21 protein-coding genes, 1 tRNA gene and 2 pseudogenes are annotated in these 19,137 nt (G+C 32.2%); 17 read left to right on the top strand and 7 right to left on the bottom strand.

The annotated features are described in order from the left end of the window. Window positions 1-94: 94 nt before the first annotated feature. Window positions 95-241, bottom strand: a complete 147-nt coding sequence (locus tag AC4FQ3_RS18085; protein ID WP_089075917.1) for a hypothetical protein — start codon at window positions 239-241, stop codon at window positions 95-97. Further along, window positions 241-783: a hypothetical protein gene (locus AC4FQ3_RS18080; RefSeq protein WP_463460672.1), complete on the bottom strand. Its 543-nt coding sequence runs from the start codon at window positions 781-783 to the stop codon at window positions 241-243. Before AC4FQ3_RS18080 ends, AC4FQ3_RS18085 begins: the two co-directional genes overlap by 1 nt. 86 nt (window positions 784-869) lie before the next feature. On the opposite strand from AC4FQ3_RS18080, the gene AC4FQ3_RS18075 reads away from it, so the two are divergent. The 5 genes from AC4FQ3_RS18075 (at window position 870) to AC4FQ3_RS18055 (ending at window position 3,588) form a co-directional block, all read left to right on the top strand. Beyond that, window positions 870-1,121: a hypothetical protein gene (locus AC4FQ3_RS18075; protein WP_042565397.1), complete on the top strand. Its 252-nt coding sequence runs from the start codon at window positions 870-872 to the stop codon at window positions 1,119-1,121. Window positions 1,122-1,452: 331 nt separating this feature from the next. After that, window positions 1,453-1,893 carry a KTSC domain-containing protein gene (locus AC4FQ3_RS18070; protein ID WP_026983258.1) on the top strand — a complete coding sequence of 147 codons (441 nt, stop codon included), beginning with the start codon at window positions 1,453-1,455 and terminating at the stop codon, window positions 1,891-1,893. A gap of 259 nt (window positions 1,894-2,152) precedes the next feature. Beyond that, a complete protein-coding gene (locus AC4FQ3_RS18065) occupies window positions 2,153-2,914 on the top strand; it encodes a DUF4369 domain-containing protein (RefSeq protein WP_042565396.1) in 762 nt (253 codons plus the stop codon). 39 nt (window positions 2,915-2,953) lie between these two features. After that, window positions 2,954-3,319, top strand: a complete 366-nt coding sequence (locus AC4FQ3_RS18060; protein WP_082036966.1) for a TlpA family protein disulfide reductase — start codon at window positions 2,954-2,956, stop codon at window positions 3,317-3,319. Between the two features lie 185 nt (window positions 3,320-3,504). Continuing rightward, window positions 3,505-3,588: transfer RNA gene (locus AC4FQ3_RS18055), tRNA-Tyr, on the top strand. A 393-nt stretch (window positions 3,589-3,981) separates the two neighbouring features. On the opposite strand, the gene AC4FQ3_RS18050 is transcribed toward AC4FQ3_RS18055, so the two are convergent. Next, the gene (locus tag AC4FQ3_RS18050) at window positions 3,982-4,842 is read right to left on the bottom strand and encodes a LysR family transcriptional regulator (RefSeq protein ID WP_491182770.1); all 861 of its coding nucleotides are present in this window, start codon (window positions 4,840-4,842) and stop codon (window positions 3,982-3,984) included. 89 nt (window positions 4,843-4,931) lie between these two features. On the opposite strand from AC4FQ3_RS18050, the gene AC4FQ3_RS18045 reads away from it, so the two are divergent. Further along, on the top strand, window positions 4,932-5,906 hold the full coding sequence (locus AC4FQ3_RS18045; RefSeq protein ID WP_491182769.1) for an alpha/beta fold hydrolase: 975 nt from the start codon (window positions 4,932-4,934) through the stop codon (window positions 5,904-5,906). 373 nt (window positions 5,907-6,279) lie between these two features. On the opposite strand, the pseudogene AC4FQ3_RS18040 reads toward AC4FQ3_RS18045, so the two are convergent. After that, window positions 6,280-6,377 (bottom strand): annotated as a pseudogene (locus tag AC4FQ3_RS18040) (IS6 family transposase); the annotation flags it as partial. A gap of 36 nt (window positions 6,378-6,413) precedes the next feature. Next, window positions 6,414-6,524, bottom strand: a pseudogene (locus AC4FQ3_RS18035) (hypothetical protein); the annotation flags it as partial. Between the two features lie 234 nt (window positions 6,525-6,758). Here AC4FQ3_RS18035 and ribA point away from each other — a divergent pair. From ribA to AC4FQ3_RS17980, 11 genes are all read left to right on the top strand, one after another. Continuing rightward, entirely contained in the window at window positions 6,759-7,361 is a 603-nt protein-coding gene (gene ribA / locus AC4FQ3_RS18030; protein WP_491182768.1) for a GTP cyclohydrolase II, read from the top strand. A 28-nt stretch (window positions 7,362-7,389) separates the two neighbouring features. After that, window positions 7,390-8,064 carry a CDP-alcohol phosphatidyltransferase family protein gene (locus tag AC4FQ3_RS18025; protein WP_491182767.1) on the top strand — a complete coding sequence of 225 codons (675 nt, stop codon included), beginning with the start codon at window positions 7,390-7,392 and terminating at the stop codon, window positions 8,062-8,064. Next, complete coding sequence (locus tag AC4FQ3_RS18020; protein WP_491182766.1) at window positions 8,061-9,035, top strand: glycosyltransferase; 975 nt, start codon at window positions 8,061-8,063, stop codon at window positions 9,033-9,035. Before AC4FQ3_RS18025 ends, AC4FQ3_RS18020 begins: the two co-directional genes overlap by 4 nt. Further along, window positions 9,032-9,658 (top strand): methyltransferase family protein, encoded by a 627-nt coding sequence (locus AC4FQ3_RS18015; protein WP_491182765.1) that lies wholly within the window; start codon window positions 9,032-9,034, stop codon window positions 9,656-9,658. Before AC4FQ3_RS18020 ends, AC4FQ3_RS18015 begins: the two co-directional genes overlap by 4 nt. 9 nt (window positions 9,659-9,667) lie before the next feature. Continuing rightward, entirely contained in the window at window positions 9,668-10,363 is a 696-nt protein-coding gene (locus tag AC4FQ3_RS18010; protein WP_491182764.1) for a class I SAM-dependent methyltransferase, read from the top strand. A gap of 1 nt (window position 10,364) precedes the next feature. Continuing rightward, window positions 10,365-11,132, top strand: coding sequence for a class I SAM-dependent methyltransferase (locus AC4FQ3_RS18005; RefSeq protein WP_491182763.1), 768 nt, complete (start codon window positions 10,365-10,367; stop codon window positions 11,130-11,132). Next, on the top strand, window positions 11,129-12,544 hold the full coding sequence (locus tag AC4FQ3_RS18000) for an oligosaccharide flippase family protein (protein WP_491182762.1): 1,416 nt from the start codon (window positions 11,129-11,131) through the stop codon (window positions 12,542-12,544). Before AC4FQ3_RS18005 ends, AC4FQ3_RS18000 begins: the two co-directional genes overlap by 4 nt. Then, window positions 12,541-13,434 (top strand): RibD family protein, encoded by an 894-nt coding sequence (locus tag AC4FQ3_RS17995; RefSeq protein ID WP_491182761.1) that lies wholly within the window; start codon window positions 12,541-12,543, stop codon window positions 13,432-13,434. The genes AC4FQ3_RS18000 and AC4FQ3_RS17995 overlap by 4 nt, the downstream gene beginning before the upstream one ends. Window positions 13,435-13,436: 2 nt before the next feature. Beyond that, window positions 13,437-14,387, top strand: coding sequence for an MDR/zinc-dependent alcohol dehydrogenase-like family protein (locus tag AC4FQ3_RS17990; RefSeq protein ID WP_491182760.1), 951 nt, complete (start codon window positions 13,437-13,439; stop codon window positions 14,385-14,387). Window positions 14,388-14,402: 15 nt separating this feature from the next. Beyond that, the gene (locus tag AC4FQ3_RS17985; protein WP_491182759.1) at window positions 14,403-14,777 is read left to right on the top strand and encodes a 6-pyruvoyl trahydropterin synthase family protein; all 375 of its coding nucleotides are present in this window, start codon (window positions 14,403-14,405) and stop codon (window positions 14,775-14,777) included. Window positions 14,778-14,862: 85 nt separating this feature from the next. Further along, window positions 14,863-16,557 carry a sulfatase-like hydrolase/transferase gene (locus AC4FQ3_RS17980; RefSeq protein WP_491182758.1) on the top strand — a complete coding sequence of 565 codons (1,695 nt, stop codon included), beginning with the start codon at window positions 14,863-14,865 and terminating at the stop codon, window positions 16,555-16,557. Between the two features lie 110 nt (window positions 16,558-16,667). Here AC4FQ3_RS17980 and AC4FQ3_RS17975 read toward each other — a convergent pair whose 3' ends face one another. Both AC4FQ3_RS17975 and AC4FQ3_RS17970 read right to left on the bottom strand, forming a co-directional pair. Next, on the bottom strand, window positions 16,668-16,949 hold the full coding sequence (locus AC4FQ3_RS17975) for a DDE-type integrase/transposase/recombinase (protein ID WP_491182757.1): 282 nt from the start codon (window positions 16,947-16,949) through the stop codon (window positions 16,668-16,670). Window positions 16,950-17,013: 64 nt separating this feature from the next. Next, window positions 17,014-19,134 (bottom strand): cation:proton antiporter, encoded by a 2,121-nt coding sequence (locus tag AC4FQ3_RS17970; protein WP_491182756.1) that lies wholly within the window; start codon window positions 19,132-19,134, stop codon window positions 17,014-17,016. Window positions 19,135-19,137: the final 3 nt, after the last annotated feature.

Here is a 19,137-nt window from a genome sequence, read left to right as displayed (position 1 = left end):
TGTTTTCTGTTTTCTGTTTTTCGTTTCAAGTTTCAGGTTTCAGGTTACTTGACGCAACTTGAAACCTGAAACCTGAAACTTGAAACAATTATTTCTATTCTTCTTTTTTATCTTCGTTGAACTTTTTGATTATTTCTTTTAGTTTTTCTTTACGTGCAATTTCAGCCTGTTTTACTTTATTTTGGGCTTTATGCAATTTGTCATTGTGTTTCTTGATATTCCTTTCGTTGTTGCGTCCCATTATATTTCTCTTTTAATTTCTTCTAAAGTTTTCTCGGTGTAAATCAATTCGGTAATAATTTGCTTTCGTAAATCGGCAATATCATCATAATCGAAATGTTTAGCCCAGGAAGTTAATTGCTGCAGATTTCTAATCTGTTTGATGCGTTTTGTCGTTTCGAAACTCGTTCTTAAAATTGCTTTTTTATCATAATCCGGGTTATTTTTATGCTGATAGGTTACGGTATTTTTATCAAAATCAGCATCTATATAATATAGTTTTTCTTCGGCATTATCCGGATGAAATTCACTCCATGCGGCAAAACCTATTTTAGTTTTTGATTCCGTTTCAGGCTCGCGCGCTACCAAACGCCATTTACTGTTGGCTAATCTCCCCCAATGATTCGAAACGCGATACATTCCGGCTTCGGTATAATAATAGGTACTTCCGGCTTTGCTTTCGAACTGTTTTTTTAACCCTTCAATTTCATCTCCAAGTACTTCATGAAAAACACAGAATGTATTTTTAAACGAATTAGGATGTGGCTTAAAGTTTTTTTGCATATGCAAATATACTGAGATTGTTGCGAACTCCCCAAAACAAACATTAATTGATTAACTTTGCTGCTTTAATTTTAAATTTAAAAGTCATGTCTAAAGATTCACAAGAAAAAATGCCCCAAAAAGGAGTTTACACCGGTATCATCGAAAAAGATGAAAACAACAATTATTTTTGTGGTGAATATCTTTTAGATTATAAAATTGCACATACTAATTTTAACGTAGGTGATTGGATTACAATTAAATCTGTAATTGAAAATCCAAGCGATATTAGTTATGATAAATATCCTAAAAAGTCCAAAAACTTTGATAAGGCAAATCATAAGCCGGAAAATAAGTAATTTTTGTTCCTGGTTTTATTTGTTTCAGGTTTCAGGTTTTGAAATGAGAATTTAACCACAAAGTCCACAAAGGTTTCGCAAAGTTCGCAAAGTTATAACACATAGCTTTGCGTCCCGAGGCTTCGGGATGCTGTTTACAGGTAATTTATATATAAAAACTTTGCACCTTTGCGATAAAATTTCTCACTTAAACACTAACTCTTAATTTTTTACAATATTTTTTCCTTCAAAAGTAAAAAGTTAAAAAAAAGTGTACCTTTGCAAAAAATTTGTCGTTTTGAAGTAAAAAACACTCATTTCAAACTAATAGACAATAAGTTACCTTTTATTTATGAAAAAAATAGTTGAATACCGCAAGTTACTAAACGTTGATAAAACTGCAGAGTTAAAAGATTTGAAAACCATTTATCGTAATGCGATGAAAGAATCTCATCCTGATAAATTTCAAGGTGATGATGCTGGTTTAAAAGCTGCAGAAGAAAAAAGTAAAGCTATTATTGAGGCTTACCACTTTTTGGTTAGTATTAATCCTGAGACAATTAAAGCAAATTTACCTGAGTATACAGAAACGATTTCAACTTGTTCAATTACCGATTATAAATTTGTTGAAGGTCGTTTAATTATCGATTTTTCTAACGGAAGTGTTTACGAATACATTAGTGTTCCTAAAGCAACTTACGTGAAAATGGTAAACGCTGATTCTCCTGGAAGATTCGCAAAAAGACACATTTTAAACTCTTTTACCTGGAGAAAGAAAACAAATCAGGAATAGATTTAGACCCAAATATTTATAAAAGCATTCTGACAACAGGATGCTTTTTTTATGCTTAAAAATCAGAAAATTGTATATTTTATTTCCAAATAATAATATAATTAAAAGTTTTAAGTCAAATTTAGTCAGCAAACACACTGAAAACATGAGAATTAAGCATAAAAAAACTATAACAAAATTTTAGGTTACAAAATTCTTTAAGTTTTATATTTTTAGATACTTTTGTTGCACAAATCAATTAACTAATTAATTTTTTATAATGAAAAAAATACTTTTTTTACTTACCGCTTCTGTAGCGATAATTTCTTGCAGCAAAGTTAAAGACGGAGAATACCTAATTACAGGAACTGCAACTGGAATTGAAAACGGAAAAACGATCATTCTTCAAGGTCAGGACCCAACAACAAAAATGCCATTAGCTCTTGATACAGTAAAAGTAGAAAATGGAAAATTTGAAATTAAAGGAAAAGTAACTGAACCAGCATTTCATACTTTAATTCTTCAAGGTGCAAACGGGCCAATTCCTTTTATCTTAGAAACAGGAGAAATTAAAATTGCAATCGATAAAGACAGTATCCACAAATCTAAAATTTCTGGAACTTACAATAATGATGAGTATGTAAAATTCAACGAAGAGCTTACTAAAACTCAAAAAGCATTAGTTGATTTTCAAAAAAACAACACTCAAAAAATGCAGGCAGCTCAACAAGCTCAAGATACAGCAACTATCAACGGTTTGATGAAACAATACATGAAAATTCAAACTGAGGTTCAGGCAGATTCTAAAAAGAAATATTTAGCTTACGCTGAAGGTCATCCAAAATCTTATATTTCTGCATTGATTATTCAAGGTATGTTAGGAGATCCTTCTACAGATGTTAAAAAAGCAGAAGCTTTATACAACTCTTTAGATGAGTCTTTGAAAAACACAGCTCCTGGTAAAGAAATTAAAACAAAACTTGGTCAAGCAAAAATGCCTGCAGTTGGTGCAACAGCTCCTCCTGTTGGTGACGCTAAATGAAGATCAGATTTTTCTGCACCCAATCCTGAAGGGAAAGTAATTTCGCTTAAAGAAAGCTTAGGAAAAGTAACTATTGTTGACTTTTGGGCTTCATGGTGCGGACCATGCAGAAAAGAAAATCCGAATGTTGTAGCCATTTACAAAGAATTACATTCTAAAGGCTTAAATATTATTGGGGTTTCTTTGGATAAAGAAAAAAGCAAATGGACAGAAGCTATCGCAAAAGATGGCTTAACATGGACACACGTTTCGAACTTAAAATTTTGGGACGAGCCAATTGCAGCTCAATACGGAGTTCAATCTATTCCGGCAACTTTTATTCTTGATGCGTCAGGAAAAGTGGTTGCTCAAGACTTAAGAGGTCCTGAATTGAAAGCAAAAATCGTAGAATTATTAGCAAAATAATCCTACTTTTTAAAAAAACTTAAAAAATCTCCCTAGTGGAGATTTTTTTATTTTATTCAATTCCAATGAATTAAAAAATAACTTTAAAATAACTTAAAATTAAGTTCGTTTTTTGTTTGTAAACATGAAAAACGTTCCTATATTTGCAACCGCTTAGAACAACAAAGCGCATCAATGCTGAGATCGGGGAGATACTCAAGCGGCCAACGAGGGCAGACTGTAAATCTGCTGTGTGAACTTCGCAGGTTCGAATCCTGCTCTCCCCACCAAAAGGGTAAAAGAAATAAAGGCAACTTTTTCAATCTTTTCAAAAACCCATAAAAAACGTGGTAAAACCTGCAAATCCTAGGATTCGCAGGTTTTTTGCATTTAAGGCAGTTTTCAATTTTATAAAAACACTCAAAAGTTTTGTGGCAGAATCGTGGCACATTGAGTTTTTGAAAATAGAGTTCTGGGAAGATTAGGTTCGAAACTTTATATCACTTCCTATTAACAGATTTTTAATCTTAATCCTCCCTTATTGCCTCAAAATATATTGGATTTTTCGTAGTATTAATTATAAATATTATTATGAGTACTTTCGTATCTATCAGAATCAAATAAGAATTTAAATAATTAAAAAAGGTAAAGATAAAACTTAGGTTTAAATGCGAACAGAAGCTTTAATTCCGATACTGATCTAAAAATACATTTAAAGCCTTTGAAGGTTCTTCATTATTTCTGTAAATTAACACTGTGGTCATCGTGGCAAGTTCTTTAGTTACAGGAAAAGTTTTTATATTTCTGTTGCTGTAATAATGCTCTACCACTTCTGCAGGAAGTATACTAATACCAAGACCTGCCTCCACAAAATTAATAATACCTTCTATCGAATTGAGTACGGTACTTTTATAGCGGAGGATTCCTTTTGAACCGAGCCAGGTTTCAAGTCGCGCCCTGAAAAAACAACCTTGCTCAAAAACTACTATTTTTAAAGGTTCTTGTTTCAATACTACCGAAAGCTTATCCACATCACCACCTGCAATTATTACAAGTTGTTCATCACGAACAATAAGCTGCTGTAAACCCGGAATATTTATGGGTGCTGCAACAAAAGCAGCATCAAGTTTATAACTGATTACATCGTTTATCAATGCTGATAACATTGAAGAATAAAATTCAAGCTCTACATTAGGATAAAGTTCTGCAAAACCTTTGATTATTTCTGGCACTTTAAGAGCCATAGTGGTCTCAATACACCCCATGCGTATTGTCCCTCCTATTTTGTCTGCACTCTGTATATCACTTTTTGCATCATCCAATAATCGTCCTATTTTTTTAGCATATTGCAAAAGTGTTTCCCCTGCTTCAGTTAGAACCACTTTTCTGGATACTCTTCTAAACAGTTCGGCTCCAAATTCATCTTCGAGATTTTTTATGCGCGCCGTTACGTTTGATTGTACCGTAAAGGTTGCTTCTGCAGCTTTTGTAAAACTTCCGAGTGTTGCTGCTGCTTCAAATATTTTTAGGTCATTACTATTCATAGTATCACTTTTAGTGATTGATTAGATCATTATAAATCGTTTTCACGTATCAAATATAGGCTGTATTTTTGTCTTAAACAATTGAAAATATGAAAAACACAATTAAATCCTTAACTCTAATTCTAGCTATAATTATGCTACCACAAACAGCTGTAAATGCACAAGTTAAAAACTCTTTAACTACAAAAGAGAACACTGAAATTCAGGCCACTCATTACAATAACACGGAAGTCAACGGATTAAAGATATTCTATCGTGAAGCAGGATCTAAAGATGCTCCAACTGTATTATTACTGCATGGTTACCCTACATCATCTCATATGTTTAGAAATCTTATTCCTATTTTAAGCAAAAAATATCATGTAATAGCTCCAGACCTGCCTGGTTTTGGCTATTCAGATGCACCGGACCATCTTAGTTTTCAATATACTTTTGACAATCTTGCCAATACTATGCAGGGATTCATCGATAAGCTTGGCTTAAAACGTTTTGCCATTTATGTATTCGATTATGGTGCTCCAACCGGATACAGACTTGCTCTTGCTAATCCGGAAAAGATAACTGGCATCATATCACAAAATGGCAATGCTTACGAAGAAGGATTAAGCAATGGTTGGAATCCTATTCAGAAATACTGGAAAGATCCTTCGCTGGCTAACAGAGACGCGCTTAAGGATTTTGTTTCTAAAGAATCAACCTGGTATCAGTATCACGAAGGTGCTTCGGATACTGCTCTTATCGCACCTGAAACATACACATTGGATCAGCATTTTCTGGATCGCCCTGGAAACATCGAGATACAGCTTGACCTGCTAAAAGATTACAGAACTAATGTTGCTTTATATCCTAAATTCCAAGCTTATTTTAGAGATAAAAAACCTATGATGTTAGCTGTTTGGGGCAGTCAGGATCCTTATTTTCTTCCCGCAGGAGCAGAAGCATACAAACGTGACAATCCAAATACTACTGTAAAGTTCTATAAAACGGGTCATTTCGCCCTTGAAACTCATTATAAAGAAATCGGTACTGATATATTGTTATTTCTTGCCAAACTTCCTAAATAATTAGGAATATAATATATTTAAAATAGCGGTTATAAAAGACCGCTATTTTTTTAAATAAAAGTGGACCTGATATTTTTTTTTTACAAAAAATTAATTTGCATTTTTCTTCCAACTCGCTTTTATGCGATTAAAAAGGGTTGATATTTTTCTGTTATTTACTATAAAACTATATTTTTGCTTTTCAAATAATTAAAAGAATCAGAGTATGGTTCTGTCGCATCTATCAGAATCAAATACAAATATTTAAGGAATTCAAAAGTTAAACTGCTAATTTACAAAATGATTTAAATATGCTCAACGCTGGTCTAACCATTTGATTCTTTCTCAGCAAATGCACAACTTCAATTCCACTCAATGTTCGTATAGCTGATTCAAAACTTTTAAGGCCTAATCCGTTTTGTATACGCCATTTGATAAAACGATGATCCTGTTCTACAATATGTTGAGATATTTACATTGCCGGATTTTAATCTTTGAAAACGAACGCTTGTTATATACTTTGATAGCTGCCAAAGTAGTACCACTTTTATCAATATTAATTACTATCGGCCTGTAGTTATTACTAATTGCTTTAATTAGAAATGACTGTGCACTCATTCTCTGTCTTTTTCTGGTCAAAAGAAAATCTACCGTATTTCCTACTTTATCTACAGCTCGATATAAACTACTTCGTCACAAGTACTTGATTGGTTCATGTTTGACATTAGCACTTATATATTTCATTTTTGGACTCTGCAAAAGTATTTTTTTTAAAGATTTAGGTAGGGTAAAAGAAAAGTAAATTGTTTTATTAAATTATATACTTTCATTATTTAAACCTTTTGGTTTTAAATAAAAATTAATTGTTGGCTTATGGCTTTAAGGAATCAAGTTGAGGCGCAGCTTCCAACGGATTGGGGAATTTTTAAGATTATGGCATATTCTGAGGATGCAGATGATTGGATGCCACATATTGTTTTAGTGCATGAAAAGACTGATTTCGAAAAACCGGTCGCAGTGCGTTTGCATTCGGAATGTCTGACGGGAGATATTTTTCATTCTTTAAAATGTGAATGTGGAAAGCAGCTGCATGTTGCAATGGAATATTTTCAGGCCCATGGAGGTATTTTGATTTATCTGCGTCAGGAAGGGCGTAATATTGGAATTATAAATAAACTTAAAGCATATAAACTTCAGGAGAAAGGTAAGGATACGGTGGAGGCTAATGTTGCACTTGGATTGGCACCAGATGGAAGGTCTTTTGATGATGCAATAACTATCATAGAAGATTTGGGTGTAAAATCGATTGTGCTTTTGACGAATAACCCTGAAAAAATGAAGGCTTTTGAGGATTCAAATGTTGTTTTGGTGGATTGCGTACCAATTGAGATTGAGTCGACAAAAGAAAGTGAAGGGTACTTGCGAACAAAAAAAGATTTTTTCAAGCATTTACTAAACTTGGATCCGGTTGAATAGTTATTTGGAGCATGTATATTCTGATTATATGAAAAGAAAAGAATGGACGGTTGATTGGCTGTTTTATCATTCGATTATAATTATGATCGGATTGATAGTTGATGTTGCCAGAGGTACATTGTTTTTTTGTCCTATAGCCGGTGTTTTGGTTTTTTTAATTTTCCTGATTAAAAATTGGTCTGGATTTACGGAAAAGAAATCTTGGGGTGGTGTGCCAAATGTAGTAACGTTACTTCGATTGATATTGCTTTTTATGGCACCGTTTATTATGCATAATCGTTTTAATGTAGCTGTTTTGGGTACTGTGTTTGTGATGTTGGATGGTGTTGATGGTTTTTTGGCGAGAAGACTTGATCAGATTACACATTTTGGCGGACAGCTTGATATGGAAGCAGATGCTTTTTTCTGTTTGATGTTTTCGTTATTAATTGGGTTTGAATCTTCAGAAATGCAATGGGTTTTGCTTGCAGGATCTATGCGATATCTATATAAAATTGTTACGACTGTATGGAATAAAAACGCTTTCGCAGAGACGAAACAAAAGTATGCCCGTTTTTTTGCAGGTTGTTATTTTGTTAGTTTGGTATTGTTTTTTTATATGGATTTTTCATTAGGGAAATACATTATTGCGATTGGTAATGGGCTGGTTCTGTTTTCGTTTGCAATATCTTTTATAGACTTTTTTAAAATAAGAAGCTCGTGATTATAATACTGACATCTGATATTTGCCATAAGATTAGTGGTGGAACAGTTTATAATACAAAACTTGTTGAGTTTTTGAAAACAAAACACCAACAAGTAGCTATTGAGGTTGCAGAAGATATTAATTCATATGATTTTAATCATGGTGCCACTTACATAATTGATAGCATACTCATTCATGAAAAGTTGAATGTGAATAGCCTGAAGCGCTATAAAGTTTGTTTTTTGATTCACCTTTGGCCATCTTTAAATAAGTTGGGTGTAAATAAAAACAGATTATTAACGGTTGAAAAATTGATTTGTGAGGCGTTTTTGGTTTTTGTCACAGGTTCAGTTTCGTTAGACTATATAGATGATGTTATTCTGCCTGTTGCGGCAAAAAAATATTTGGTAGAACCTGGCATTGATAGTGGTTGGAATACAAAAGTTTATTTTGAACAACACCCAATAAAAATAGTTTATTTGGCCAATTTTATTGAAGGTAAAGGGCATATTAAACTTTTAGAAGTATTGAAAAGGCTGAAACATTTGAATTTTAAGGTGGATTGTTATGGAGAGATACTTTCGGAGCCTTATTTTCTGAAACTTTTAAGCGTAACTGAACGGTACAGCTTACATAATATTGCTTTTAAAGATCCGATACCACATGAGCGCATAAATGGATTGCTTTTGGAATATGATTTAATGCTGCATTTTTCGGATTATGAAAGTTTTGGTATGGGTGTTATGGAAGCACTGTGTGCACATTTGCCTTGTATCATTACACCTACGGGTAATTATAAGCAATATCAATCTATTGGAATTCAGGGTGTTTTGGATTCTTTTGATGTAGATGAAATGACGGCTGTTGTAGAATATGTTTTAAATTCATCTGCCAGATATTTGCAATTGGTAGAATCAGTGAAGCGGGTACATATACAAAGTTGGGGAACTAATTTTGAGTTGTTGTTAAGTAAAATTAAGAATTTATGATTGTTTTTGCATTTGTGTTTGGGTACTTAACCTTACTGATTGAATTGATTTTTTTTCATGTTCCAAGCGTTGCAAATACGCAAAATTTTTTTCAGAAAAATAATAACTATATGATTGATAAGAGTACATATATTTCTAAAATATACGGTTGGCCCATGTGGAAGAAGATCCTAATTTTAGCCGTTCCGTTCTTTTTTATAAATATGTATTTTTTATTACCGTTTTTATATTTTTTTCCGGGTATTCACAGTAGTAAATTGTTAGTTTTTAGAGCTAATAATTGGTTGGTTGCGATTGGGATTTTGTGTGTGATAGCGGGAAGGATAATTACATTTGGATCTATGTTGTTTATGCGCAGAAAAAATAAACAAACACAGAATAGTTTCAAACTTTACACTAATGGTATTTTTAGTTTTTCCAGAAACCCCGGTCTGGATGGTATGTTTTTATTTTTTATTGGATTCGGTATTCTGTTTCCAAGTCTTTTAATATGGATAGGGTTACTATTATATTTTTATTATATGCGGTTTAGGGTAAAAATTGAAGAAGAGTTTCTGAAAGAATTATTTGGAGATGTTTACTTAGATTATACTACTAATACAAAACGTTTTTTATTATTTTAAATGGAAAAAATGATTGAAAATCAACAACAGACAATTAAGGCATGGTTTGATAAAACCTATTTGGCACGAGGAGAAATGTATCTTAGACCGAAAGAAGCATATTATATTTTTGCAGAACTACTTCAGATTAAGCCTAATACAAAGGTACTCGACGTTGCCTGCGGGTTGGGTAGAATGTTAGAAGTAGGGTTCGATTATAATGCTGAGTGTTGTGGCATTGATATTTCCAGCGTAGCAGTAGAAAAAGCGAAGCTGAAATTGCCAAAAGCTGAAATTCTGGAAGCTAACGCCGAAGCATTGCCTTTTAATGATAATATGTTTGATTTCGTTACATGCTTGGGCTCTTTAGAAAGGATGCTCGATAAAGATAAAGTACTGCAAGATATTAAAAGAGTAACAACTGCTGATGCCAGGATTTGTTTTATGGTAAGAAATTCGAACTCCTGGCGCTGGATATTTACTAAAAAACTTTTTTTTGCGGTTAATAAAAAAGGACATCAGGACGCAAAAAATTATCAGCAATGGAAAACTCTTTTTGAACAACAACATCTTGAAATTATAAACTGTATTTCGGATCAATGGCCGATAATGCGAATATTACAGATTTTGACTTTTGGTAAATTTGATGGTTACAAAAACAAACAAAACAAATTTACGCCATTAAAATATGCCAATGAATTTATTTTCATATTAAAGAAAAATTAGCTTGAATACACGAACCGACATAACGCAATTATACAATGCTCTTTTTCAAATTGAAGCTAAATTAAAACCCGATGAGGAATATCCGATTCATAAACAGTTAAATTTTGGAGAAAAGTTTAATGATATTTATGAATATTTGATTTATAAAATTGATATAAAAGATAAATATATTTTGGATGCAGGTTGTGGCGTTGGGTTTGGAAGTTTGCTTTTTGCCAAAAACAAAGCTCAAAAAGTCTCCGGAATCAGCGTGAGTGATTTAGAAATAGAAAGTGCAAATCGAAATAAAAATAAATATGATTTTGATAACGTTGATTTTGAAGTCAGTATTTTTGAAGATGTGCCATCATGTAGTTATGATTTAATTTTTTGTGTTGAATCACTTAAACATGCCTTAGACTTTGATAATGCATTTAATACACTATTGAGCGGTTTAAAAACTAATGGGAAGTTAATCATTGTAGATGATTTTTTTGAAAATGAAATGACAAAAACCGGCAAGGCCTTTATGTCAGATTGGAATTTGAATTTTTTATTTGCATTATCACATTTTTCTAATATACCCCGGGAATTTAAATTAGAAGCAGAGGATTTAACGCATTTTATGCCTAAAAAATCTTTACTTAAAATCAATATGCAACTTCTTTTTTTTAAGCTGTTAAATAAATCTTTATTTAAAAAACTTTTTAAAGGCGGGTTGTTGCTTGATAAAATGTATGCTAAAAAAGCAATGAAGTATCAATTAATTATTATAACAAAGGAAGTTTGAAAAATACATTGATATATACTTTTTTAGGTATTCTGCCTCCAGTCATTGGCTTTGTTTTATTACCTGTGTTTTTAAAATATTTAACTACAGATCAGTATGTAATATTGTCATTGTCGAATGCTTTTTTTGCTGTAATTTCAATAGTTTTAAGTTTAAAAGTGGATCAGGCGTTAAGACATATTTATTTTTATGAATCTGATAATGCGCCTAAACAGTTGGCACTGTTTAGAAATTTGTTTAGTTTTCAGATTCTTCTTTTTTGTTTTTGGATTGTTGTTTTGTATCTGTTTGGGGATCAATTATTTCATCTTATTTTTAAAAACAACTTTTCATTTTTCCCATATACGTTTGTGATGATGCTATCGTTGTGTGTAGGTATGTTGAATGGTTTTTATTTCATCTATTTACAAAATAAATTAGAAGTTAAAAGGTATAGTTTCTATTTTATTGTCAATATATTACTTACGCCTATTTTACAAGTGCTATGCATAAAAGTATTCAAATTAGATTTTTTATGGTTTTTACTTTCAGCGCTTTGTGCTAATTTATTCGTGTTTTTGATGATTTTTTTTAACAACAGATTACTTTTTAAAATTGAGTTTTCAAAATCTATCATCAAAGAAGCTCTTAAGTTTTCGTTGCCATTTATTCCGTTTTTAATTCTATACAATTTAGAAAATCAATTAGACAGGTTTTTTATAGAGAAGTTTTTAAGGCTGGAAGATTTGGCACGCTATTCAGTTTTGTTAGGAATCTCAAGTGCTGTTTTTATGCTTTTTAACAGTTTGGATAATGCCATAAGACCAGAACTATTTGAGATACTTTCTAAAAAATCAGAAGATTTTGAATTGTTAATTCAAAAAAAAATAGATTTTTATATTTTAATAGGCCTTGTCGCATTAAGTTTTTTAGCTGCTTTTGGTACAAATATTCATTGGTTTTTAAATCATCCTAAATACAACGGTATAAGTTTATATTTTCCTTTAATAGTACTCGCATTTCTGCCATTAATTTTGTTGCGTTTTTGGGCTCTGATTTTAAGTTACGAAAATAAAATTAATAAAATTAATTACTTTACAGTTGGTAAAATTGTATTGATGACAATTCTATTTTATTTTTTAATACCCATGTTAAAAATTAATGGCGCATTAATTACGATAGGGGTTTCAAATTTGTTGAATGTTTATATTTTTTATAAAATCATTCATGCCAAAGTGCTTCCCAGTCACAAGATTTATTTTTGTATTGCCCTATTTATATTTTTAAATAGTATGATGTTATTTTTGAACAAACCGACACTTGTACCTTTAATAGCTATTCTTCAATTTGGCGTTTTTATTTTAATATTTCTAATGATATATCAGAAAGAATTAAGAAAAACAATATCAACCATTAAAAATAATCTGACATGAAAATTAAAGATGTTTACTGGAATTTGTTATTAAACATAAAAGAAATCTATCGAACTGTTGACGTATCAACAGAAATGTTAATTATTACTCATGATTACAATGTCATAAAAAGTACAAATATTGTTTTATCAGACTACCTGGCTGCTATTTCTTTTTATTCTAACAATGCGAATGATCCTTTTTTTAAAGTTTTATACGGTAACGGAGTTTCAAGGAAGTTGAAAAAAAATTTAGACCTGTATTTGGGATATTTATTAGTAAACAAACATTCCAAAACACCTTTTACCTGTGTCCATTTGGCACAAACTATTGACGGTAAAATTGCAACTATATCCAGAAAATCAAAATGGATTGGTAATGAGGAAAATTTAATTCATGCCCATCGAATAAGAGCATTGGTTGATGCAATACTCATAGGAGGTAATACATTTAGAATCGATAAACCCAAGCTGGACGTACGGCTTGTAAAAGGCAAAAATCCTATTAAAGCCATTATTGCAAACTCACCTTTAGAGCTTGAAGATTTGACACCAGGAAAGACATATCTTTTTAGTAACAAAAAGCTGTCATACAATAATTTACATAAAGATATTGAAATAGTAAATATCGATGATACATCTGGATATATTCCTACAAAATCATTATTAGAAGTTCTGAAACAAAAAGGCATACATTCAGTTCTTGTAGAAGGAGGGCCTTTAACAATTAGAAGGTTTATAGAAGATAAAATGTTGTCAAGAATAGAATTTCATATTGCTCCAATGCTATTTGGTTCAGGTAAGAATGGAATTGAACTTCAAGAAATCCATGATCTGGATGAGGCAATCCGTTTAAATAACCCAAAGTATTACAATATAGGAAATGCTATAATGATAGTTTCAAATTTATAATTATGACGACAGTAAAAGCATTTTGGCATAACAATAAAAACACATCAGAAATAAAAACTGAAAATATTGATTTTAGTGATATAAATCAAGCTGTTAACTTAAGCTCCAGATATTCGTCAATAAGTTTAGGTACAGAGAAACTCGTGGCGAAAGGTGAAATACCAATGGGACTTTATAATAAAATGAAAGTCAATTATATGGCAGGCAGTTTTGACTTCCCTGTAAAATATGGCTATTCATTAGTCGGTGAAACAGATGACAGTAGATGGGCACATATTATGCATCCACATCAAAATCAAGTTATAGTTAACGATCATGATTGTTATTTTTTTTCTCCAGAAAAAATAGATCCTATCGTTGCTACACAGTTTTCTAACCTGGAAACGGTAATTAATGCTATTTGGACATCTAAAGTAAAAAATACAGATGTGGTTCTAGTTTGTGGTACAGGAAGTATAGGTATTTTATTGGCACAAACAATAAAAAAATATATTGGAGCAACAGTATATGTTCATGAAACAAACCCGATAAAAAAAGAAAAATTAAAAGACTTTGGATTTGATTTATGCACAAACAATATCGAATATGATATCACATTTAATGTATCAGCGAACGAACGAGGCTTGCAATATTGTATTGATCATACAATCGAAGAAGGAAAGATAATTGAGCTAAGCTGGTACGGAAACAATCCTGTTGTGCTGCAATTAGGCGGAAATTTTCATTATAAAAGACTGCAAATTATTAGTTCGCAAGTGTCTTCAATACCAAACGAGAAAAAAGAAACTTATGACTTTTTAACTAGAAAACAATTAGTAGAATATTTGCTTACAACTATTGATTATAAGTCATTTATCTCAAATATTATCTCTTTTGACCAGCTGCCGGCTTATTTCGAACAAATCAGAAAAAATCAACCTAATAACGATTTTATAACTATAGTAAAATATTAAACCAAACTTAAAGATATGTATTTTGTAAAAATTAGAGAAAGCATGATGATTGCCCATTCCTTAAAAGATCCTTTTTTTGGACCGGCACAAAATGTTCATGGTGCAACGTTTGTTGTAGATGTAACATTTAAAACCAAAACTATAAACCAGCACAATGTTGTCATAGATATAGGTGTAGCGCATAAAGTGGTAAAAGATATATTGTCAAAACTAGACTATCAAAATTTTGACGACTTAGATGTTTTTAAAGGCAAACTCACTACCACAGAGTTTATAGCCCGATACATATATGATGAAGTGAGTTTAAGCGTAAAATCTCACTTTGAAGGAAAAATAAACGTTTCAATAAAAGAAAACCCAAATGCATGGGCCGGTTTTGATGAGGATTAGTACATTAAAAAGCTTTGAAAAACACTACACTCTATAATTATTAACCAGAACAAGCAGCCTAATAACAATTAAACTATATACTTTTATGATCGCAGTTGCTATTTATTTATTCCTTAATTTTTTGCTATTTGTTCCTTTGTATTTTTTCAATAAAGAAACCTCAACCTTTTTACCCATAAAACAAATCCTCAGAGAAAAAAACTTACGATCAGTAATTGCCACATTATCAGGGCGAGTGAATAAAGACATATTCCGAGTAAACTTAGAATACACAATCATTATACTCTTGCTGTCCATATTTAAAAATTATATTAATTTTCAATATGTAGTTGTTCCATATCAAATATATTATATACTTACCTTAATTGTATTTTATTATCATTATAGTATTTATGGCATTTATAATACTTTTCCAGCTATTAATTCTGATTTTCAGCTCATTATCCAGGGTGTGAAAATCGCATGGGCTGGCTATAAAAAACAATTACTGCTAGGTATTTGTGGCTTTTTAATTTTACTAGTTCTCATCATTGAGTTAAACACAATTTTGCTGACAGAAATTCAAAACACCAATGCCATTATGTTAGAGATATTTGCATGTATTATTATAATCTTAATTCTGAGGCATTTCTTTTTTCGTCATGCAAACTATATTTATTTGCAGAAAGAGAATGATTTTGAACAATCTTCAGCCATGGAAATTCAGGCACTTTCATTTTTAATTAGTTCTAATATCTTTTTTAGTAAAAAAGCAAAGAGTGAGCTAGCATTAATACCTGAAATGTATAACAAAACGCAACTTATAATTAAGGCAGATCAGACGCTAAAGCAAAGTCCTAACATTTATTTTATAGCCCTTGAATCCTACGGTGCCATTTTATACGAAAATGAAGCATATACCCAACCATACATTGAATTATTGGAAACCTTGCACCAAACAATTAAAAATGATCAATGGCACTCTGCAACTTTTTTATCAAATTCACCTGTAAGTGGCGGAGGCTCATGGATGGCTTTTTTTTCAGTTCTCAAAGGAATACAAATAAAAACAGATTCTCTTTACCGTAAATTAGTTCATCTAAGGGATGAGTATCCTGTACAATCCATCTTTACCGTATTAAGAAAATTTCAATACAGCACCTTTTTGGTTTCAGGAATTGGAGGGTTTGAAAATTTAAAAGTACCATGGAAAGAAATTTTAGAATTTGCAGACGTACAAGATGTTGTTACCCACAAAGATCTTAATTATACTGGTCCTTCATTTATTTTAGAGTCAGCACCTGATCAATACTTTCTCAATCGGTCAATTCAAATCATGAAAGAAAAGAATCAGGGTAAGCCCCTCGCCTTTTTTGTAGAAACTCTCAATTCTCATTACGATTTTTATACCCCCACCGTGCTCCTGGATCAATGGGAAGACTGTAATGTCACTTCTTTAGAGCATTACAGACCAACAGATCCTAAAAACAATAACAAAGAGAACTACTTTGAAGCCATTAAATATCAGTTAAAGACCATTGAAAACTTAATTGTAAACGAACCGCAAGATACTATTTTTGTCATTTTCGGAGATCACCAGCCACCGATGCTAACAACGGATCAGAATTCTTTTAAAACGCCTGTACACATCATTTCAAAAAACAAAGATTTTATTGCATTATGGCATCAAAAAAAGTTTTCAAATAACCTCATCGTCGATATTGAAAAAACGCCAATCGTCCATCACCACGAATTAAAAAACTTATTTCTAGAATTCTTTTTGCAGCAATATTCAGTCTAAGGACATGCAATATTAGATCTTGGATATCATACTAACTGAAGCACTGGTTCTGTCGCATCTATCAGAATCAAATACAAATATTTAAGTAATTCAAAAGTTAAACTGCTAATTTACATGCTTAGCCCTGGTCTAACCATTTGATTCTTTCTCAACATATGCACAACTTCAATTCTACTCAATGTTCGTATAGCTGATTCAAAAATTTTAAAGCCTAATCCGTTTTGTATACGCCATTTAATAAAACGATGATCCTGTTCTGCAATATTGTTGAGATATTTACATTGCCGGATTTTAATCTTTGAAAACGAACGCTTGTTGTATACTTTGATAGCTGCCAAATTAGAACCACTTTTATCAATATTGATTACTATCGGCCTGTAGTTAGTATTCATTTTAGATGAGCTTAAATTTATAAAGATAAAAGTTATTACCAAATGCGACAGAACCACTATTTTCTTACTTAAAAATTCGGCCAATAATTTTTCCAATATCAGCAAAATCATCAAGATTACTTACGGATCTTTTTTCTGTAACCGTATTATCAATTTTTGAGAAAGGATAAATTAATAAATAATTGTTATTATGGAGTTTTTTATTTAAAATTTCAGGCACTTCTTTCATCTGAGGAAAATAAGAATGCATACCCCTGTCAGCCATTAGAATGATAAGCCCTTCATCCTCTTCAAGACTGCTTGCCATATTTTCAGCCTCCTGCCAGGAAGTTACAGCATTAAAAACAGCTTCAATATTTGCCTTTTTAATAATGCTTTTCAATACATCAAGAGTTTTATCGTTTGCATAAAAACTCATTTTAGCACCCGAGTTTTTTCCGATATTCCAAATCCTTAATAAACAATGGAAAAAACCTGGTTCGCGCTCCGCATCGGCAGGAATAAGAACAACATATTTTTTAATAGTTGACACTGGCTGGACCGCATGATAGATAATCAAATTTATATGCTTATTTTGCAGGTAACCGTTATAAAGATTATAAATAAAAGAGGGTGAAAATCCTTTTTCTTCTTCAAGACCAATAATCAGATCCGTAATATTCTGTTCTTTTACCACGTTATTAACACCCGCAATTACATCATTGTCATGTCGTGTTATCGGATTTATTTTAACATCCACAGCTGCGCCCATATTTACAGCTTCACCCAGCAGTTTTTCTGCATTTTTTGAAGACGACTCACTTTTTTCTTCATTAATCACATTAAGTGCGAAAATCTTGTCTTTATTACTTTTATTTTTTATAAGAAGTCCCAGGTTAACCATTTTCTCAACAGTATGCTCATGATTTACAGCCAGCAGAATCTTTTCTTCTTCATCACCCGTACCCGCCGCAGTTTCTTCTTTATCAGCATCGGCAATCCTCTGGGCACTTGCCATTGATACAAAAGATGAAATAGTACAGGAAACCAGGATAAGTAGAATACTGCCATTAAGCACATGTTCGTTTAAAAGCCTCACAGGCTCGCCTGCTTCATTTTCAGATAAAATAATATTATATCCTACCATTACAGATGCAAGTGTCGCTGCTGCAGAGGCGGCGCTCATTCCGAAAATAAGCCTGCCTTCATCATCTGTAAAATTAAATGTCTTTTTAGTTAAGATAGCTGCTGCGTATTTTCCTCCTATTGAAGCAATAAGCATAATTGAGGCTACCCCCAGTGTTTCCCAGCTCTGGATAAAAGCGTTAAAATCAATCAGCATACCAACACTGATCAGGAAAAAAGGAATAAAAATAGCATTGCCCACGAATTCTACCCTGTTCATAAGTGATGAAGTGTGAGGTATAAGCCTGTTTAGGGCAAGACCAGCAAAAAATGCTCCGATAATGGCTTCTATTCCTGCTAATTCTGCCAGTAAGGCTGCAAGGTATATCATTACAATTACAAAAATATACTGCGAAATCTTGTCTTCTACATTCTTAAAAAACCAGCGTGCTATGATGGGAAAAAGAAGTAAAACTACTAAAGCAAATAACAGCATGGAAGCAGATAGTGTAACCCAAAATGAAGTACCTACTTCTCCCTGTGACATACCTACTACAACAGCTAGTACTACTAGTGAAAGTACATCTGTAATCATTGTTCCGCCTACCGTAACATTTACTGCCAGCTTTTTTGCTATTCCGAGTTTACTCACCATTGGATATACAATAAGAGTGTGTGACGAAAAAAGACTGGCAAACAATACCGAGGTTAAGAGCGAAAAATGAAGTATATAATATCCGCCTATAAGTCCCAGGGCAAATGGCACAATAAAGGTATACAGCGAAAAAGTGATACTCTTCCATTTATTTTTTTTAAAGTCACCCATATCTATCTCCAGTCCTGCCAGAAACATTATATACAGCAGTCCTGTAGTACCTGTTACCACTATGCTGCTGTCTCTGGCAAGAACGTTAAATCCATTTGGGCCTATAACAGCACCAGCTATAATAAGGCCAAGCAGATGCGGCACTTTTATTTTATTCAGTAAAAGCGGAATACATAAAATAATAATGAGTTCGATAAGGAATTTTAGCACTGGATCTTCAATAGGAAGACTAACGTGTTGTATACTTAATAACATAAA

This window comes from Flavobacterium sp. AK-345, from assembly GCF_058310175.1.
Note: the sequence above shows the minus strand (reverse complement) of the source record. Positions and strands in the feature narration are given on the sequence as shown.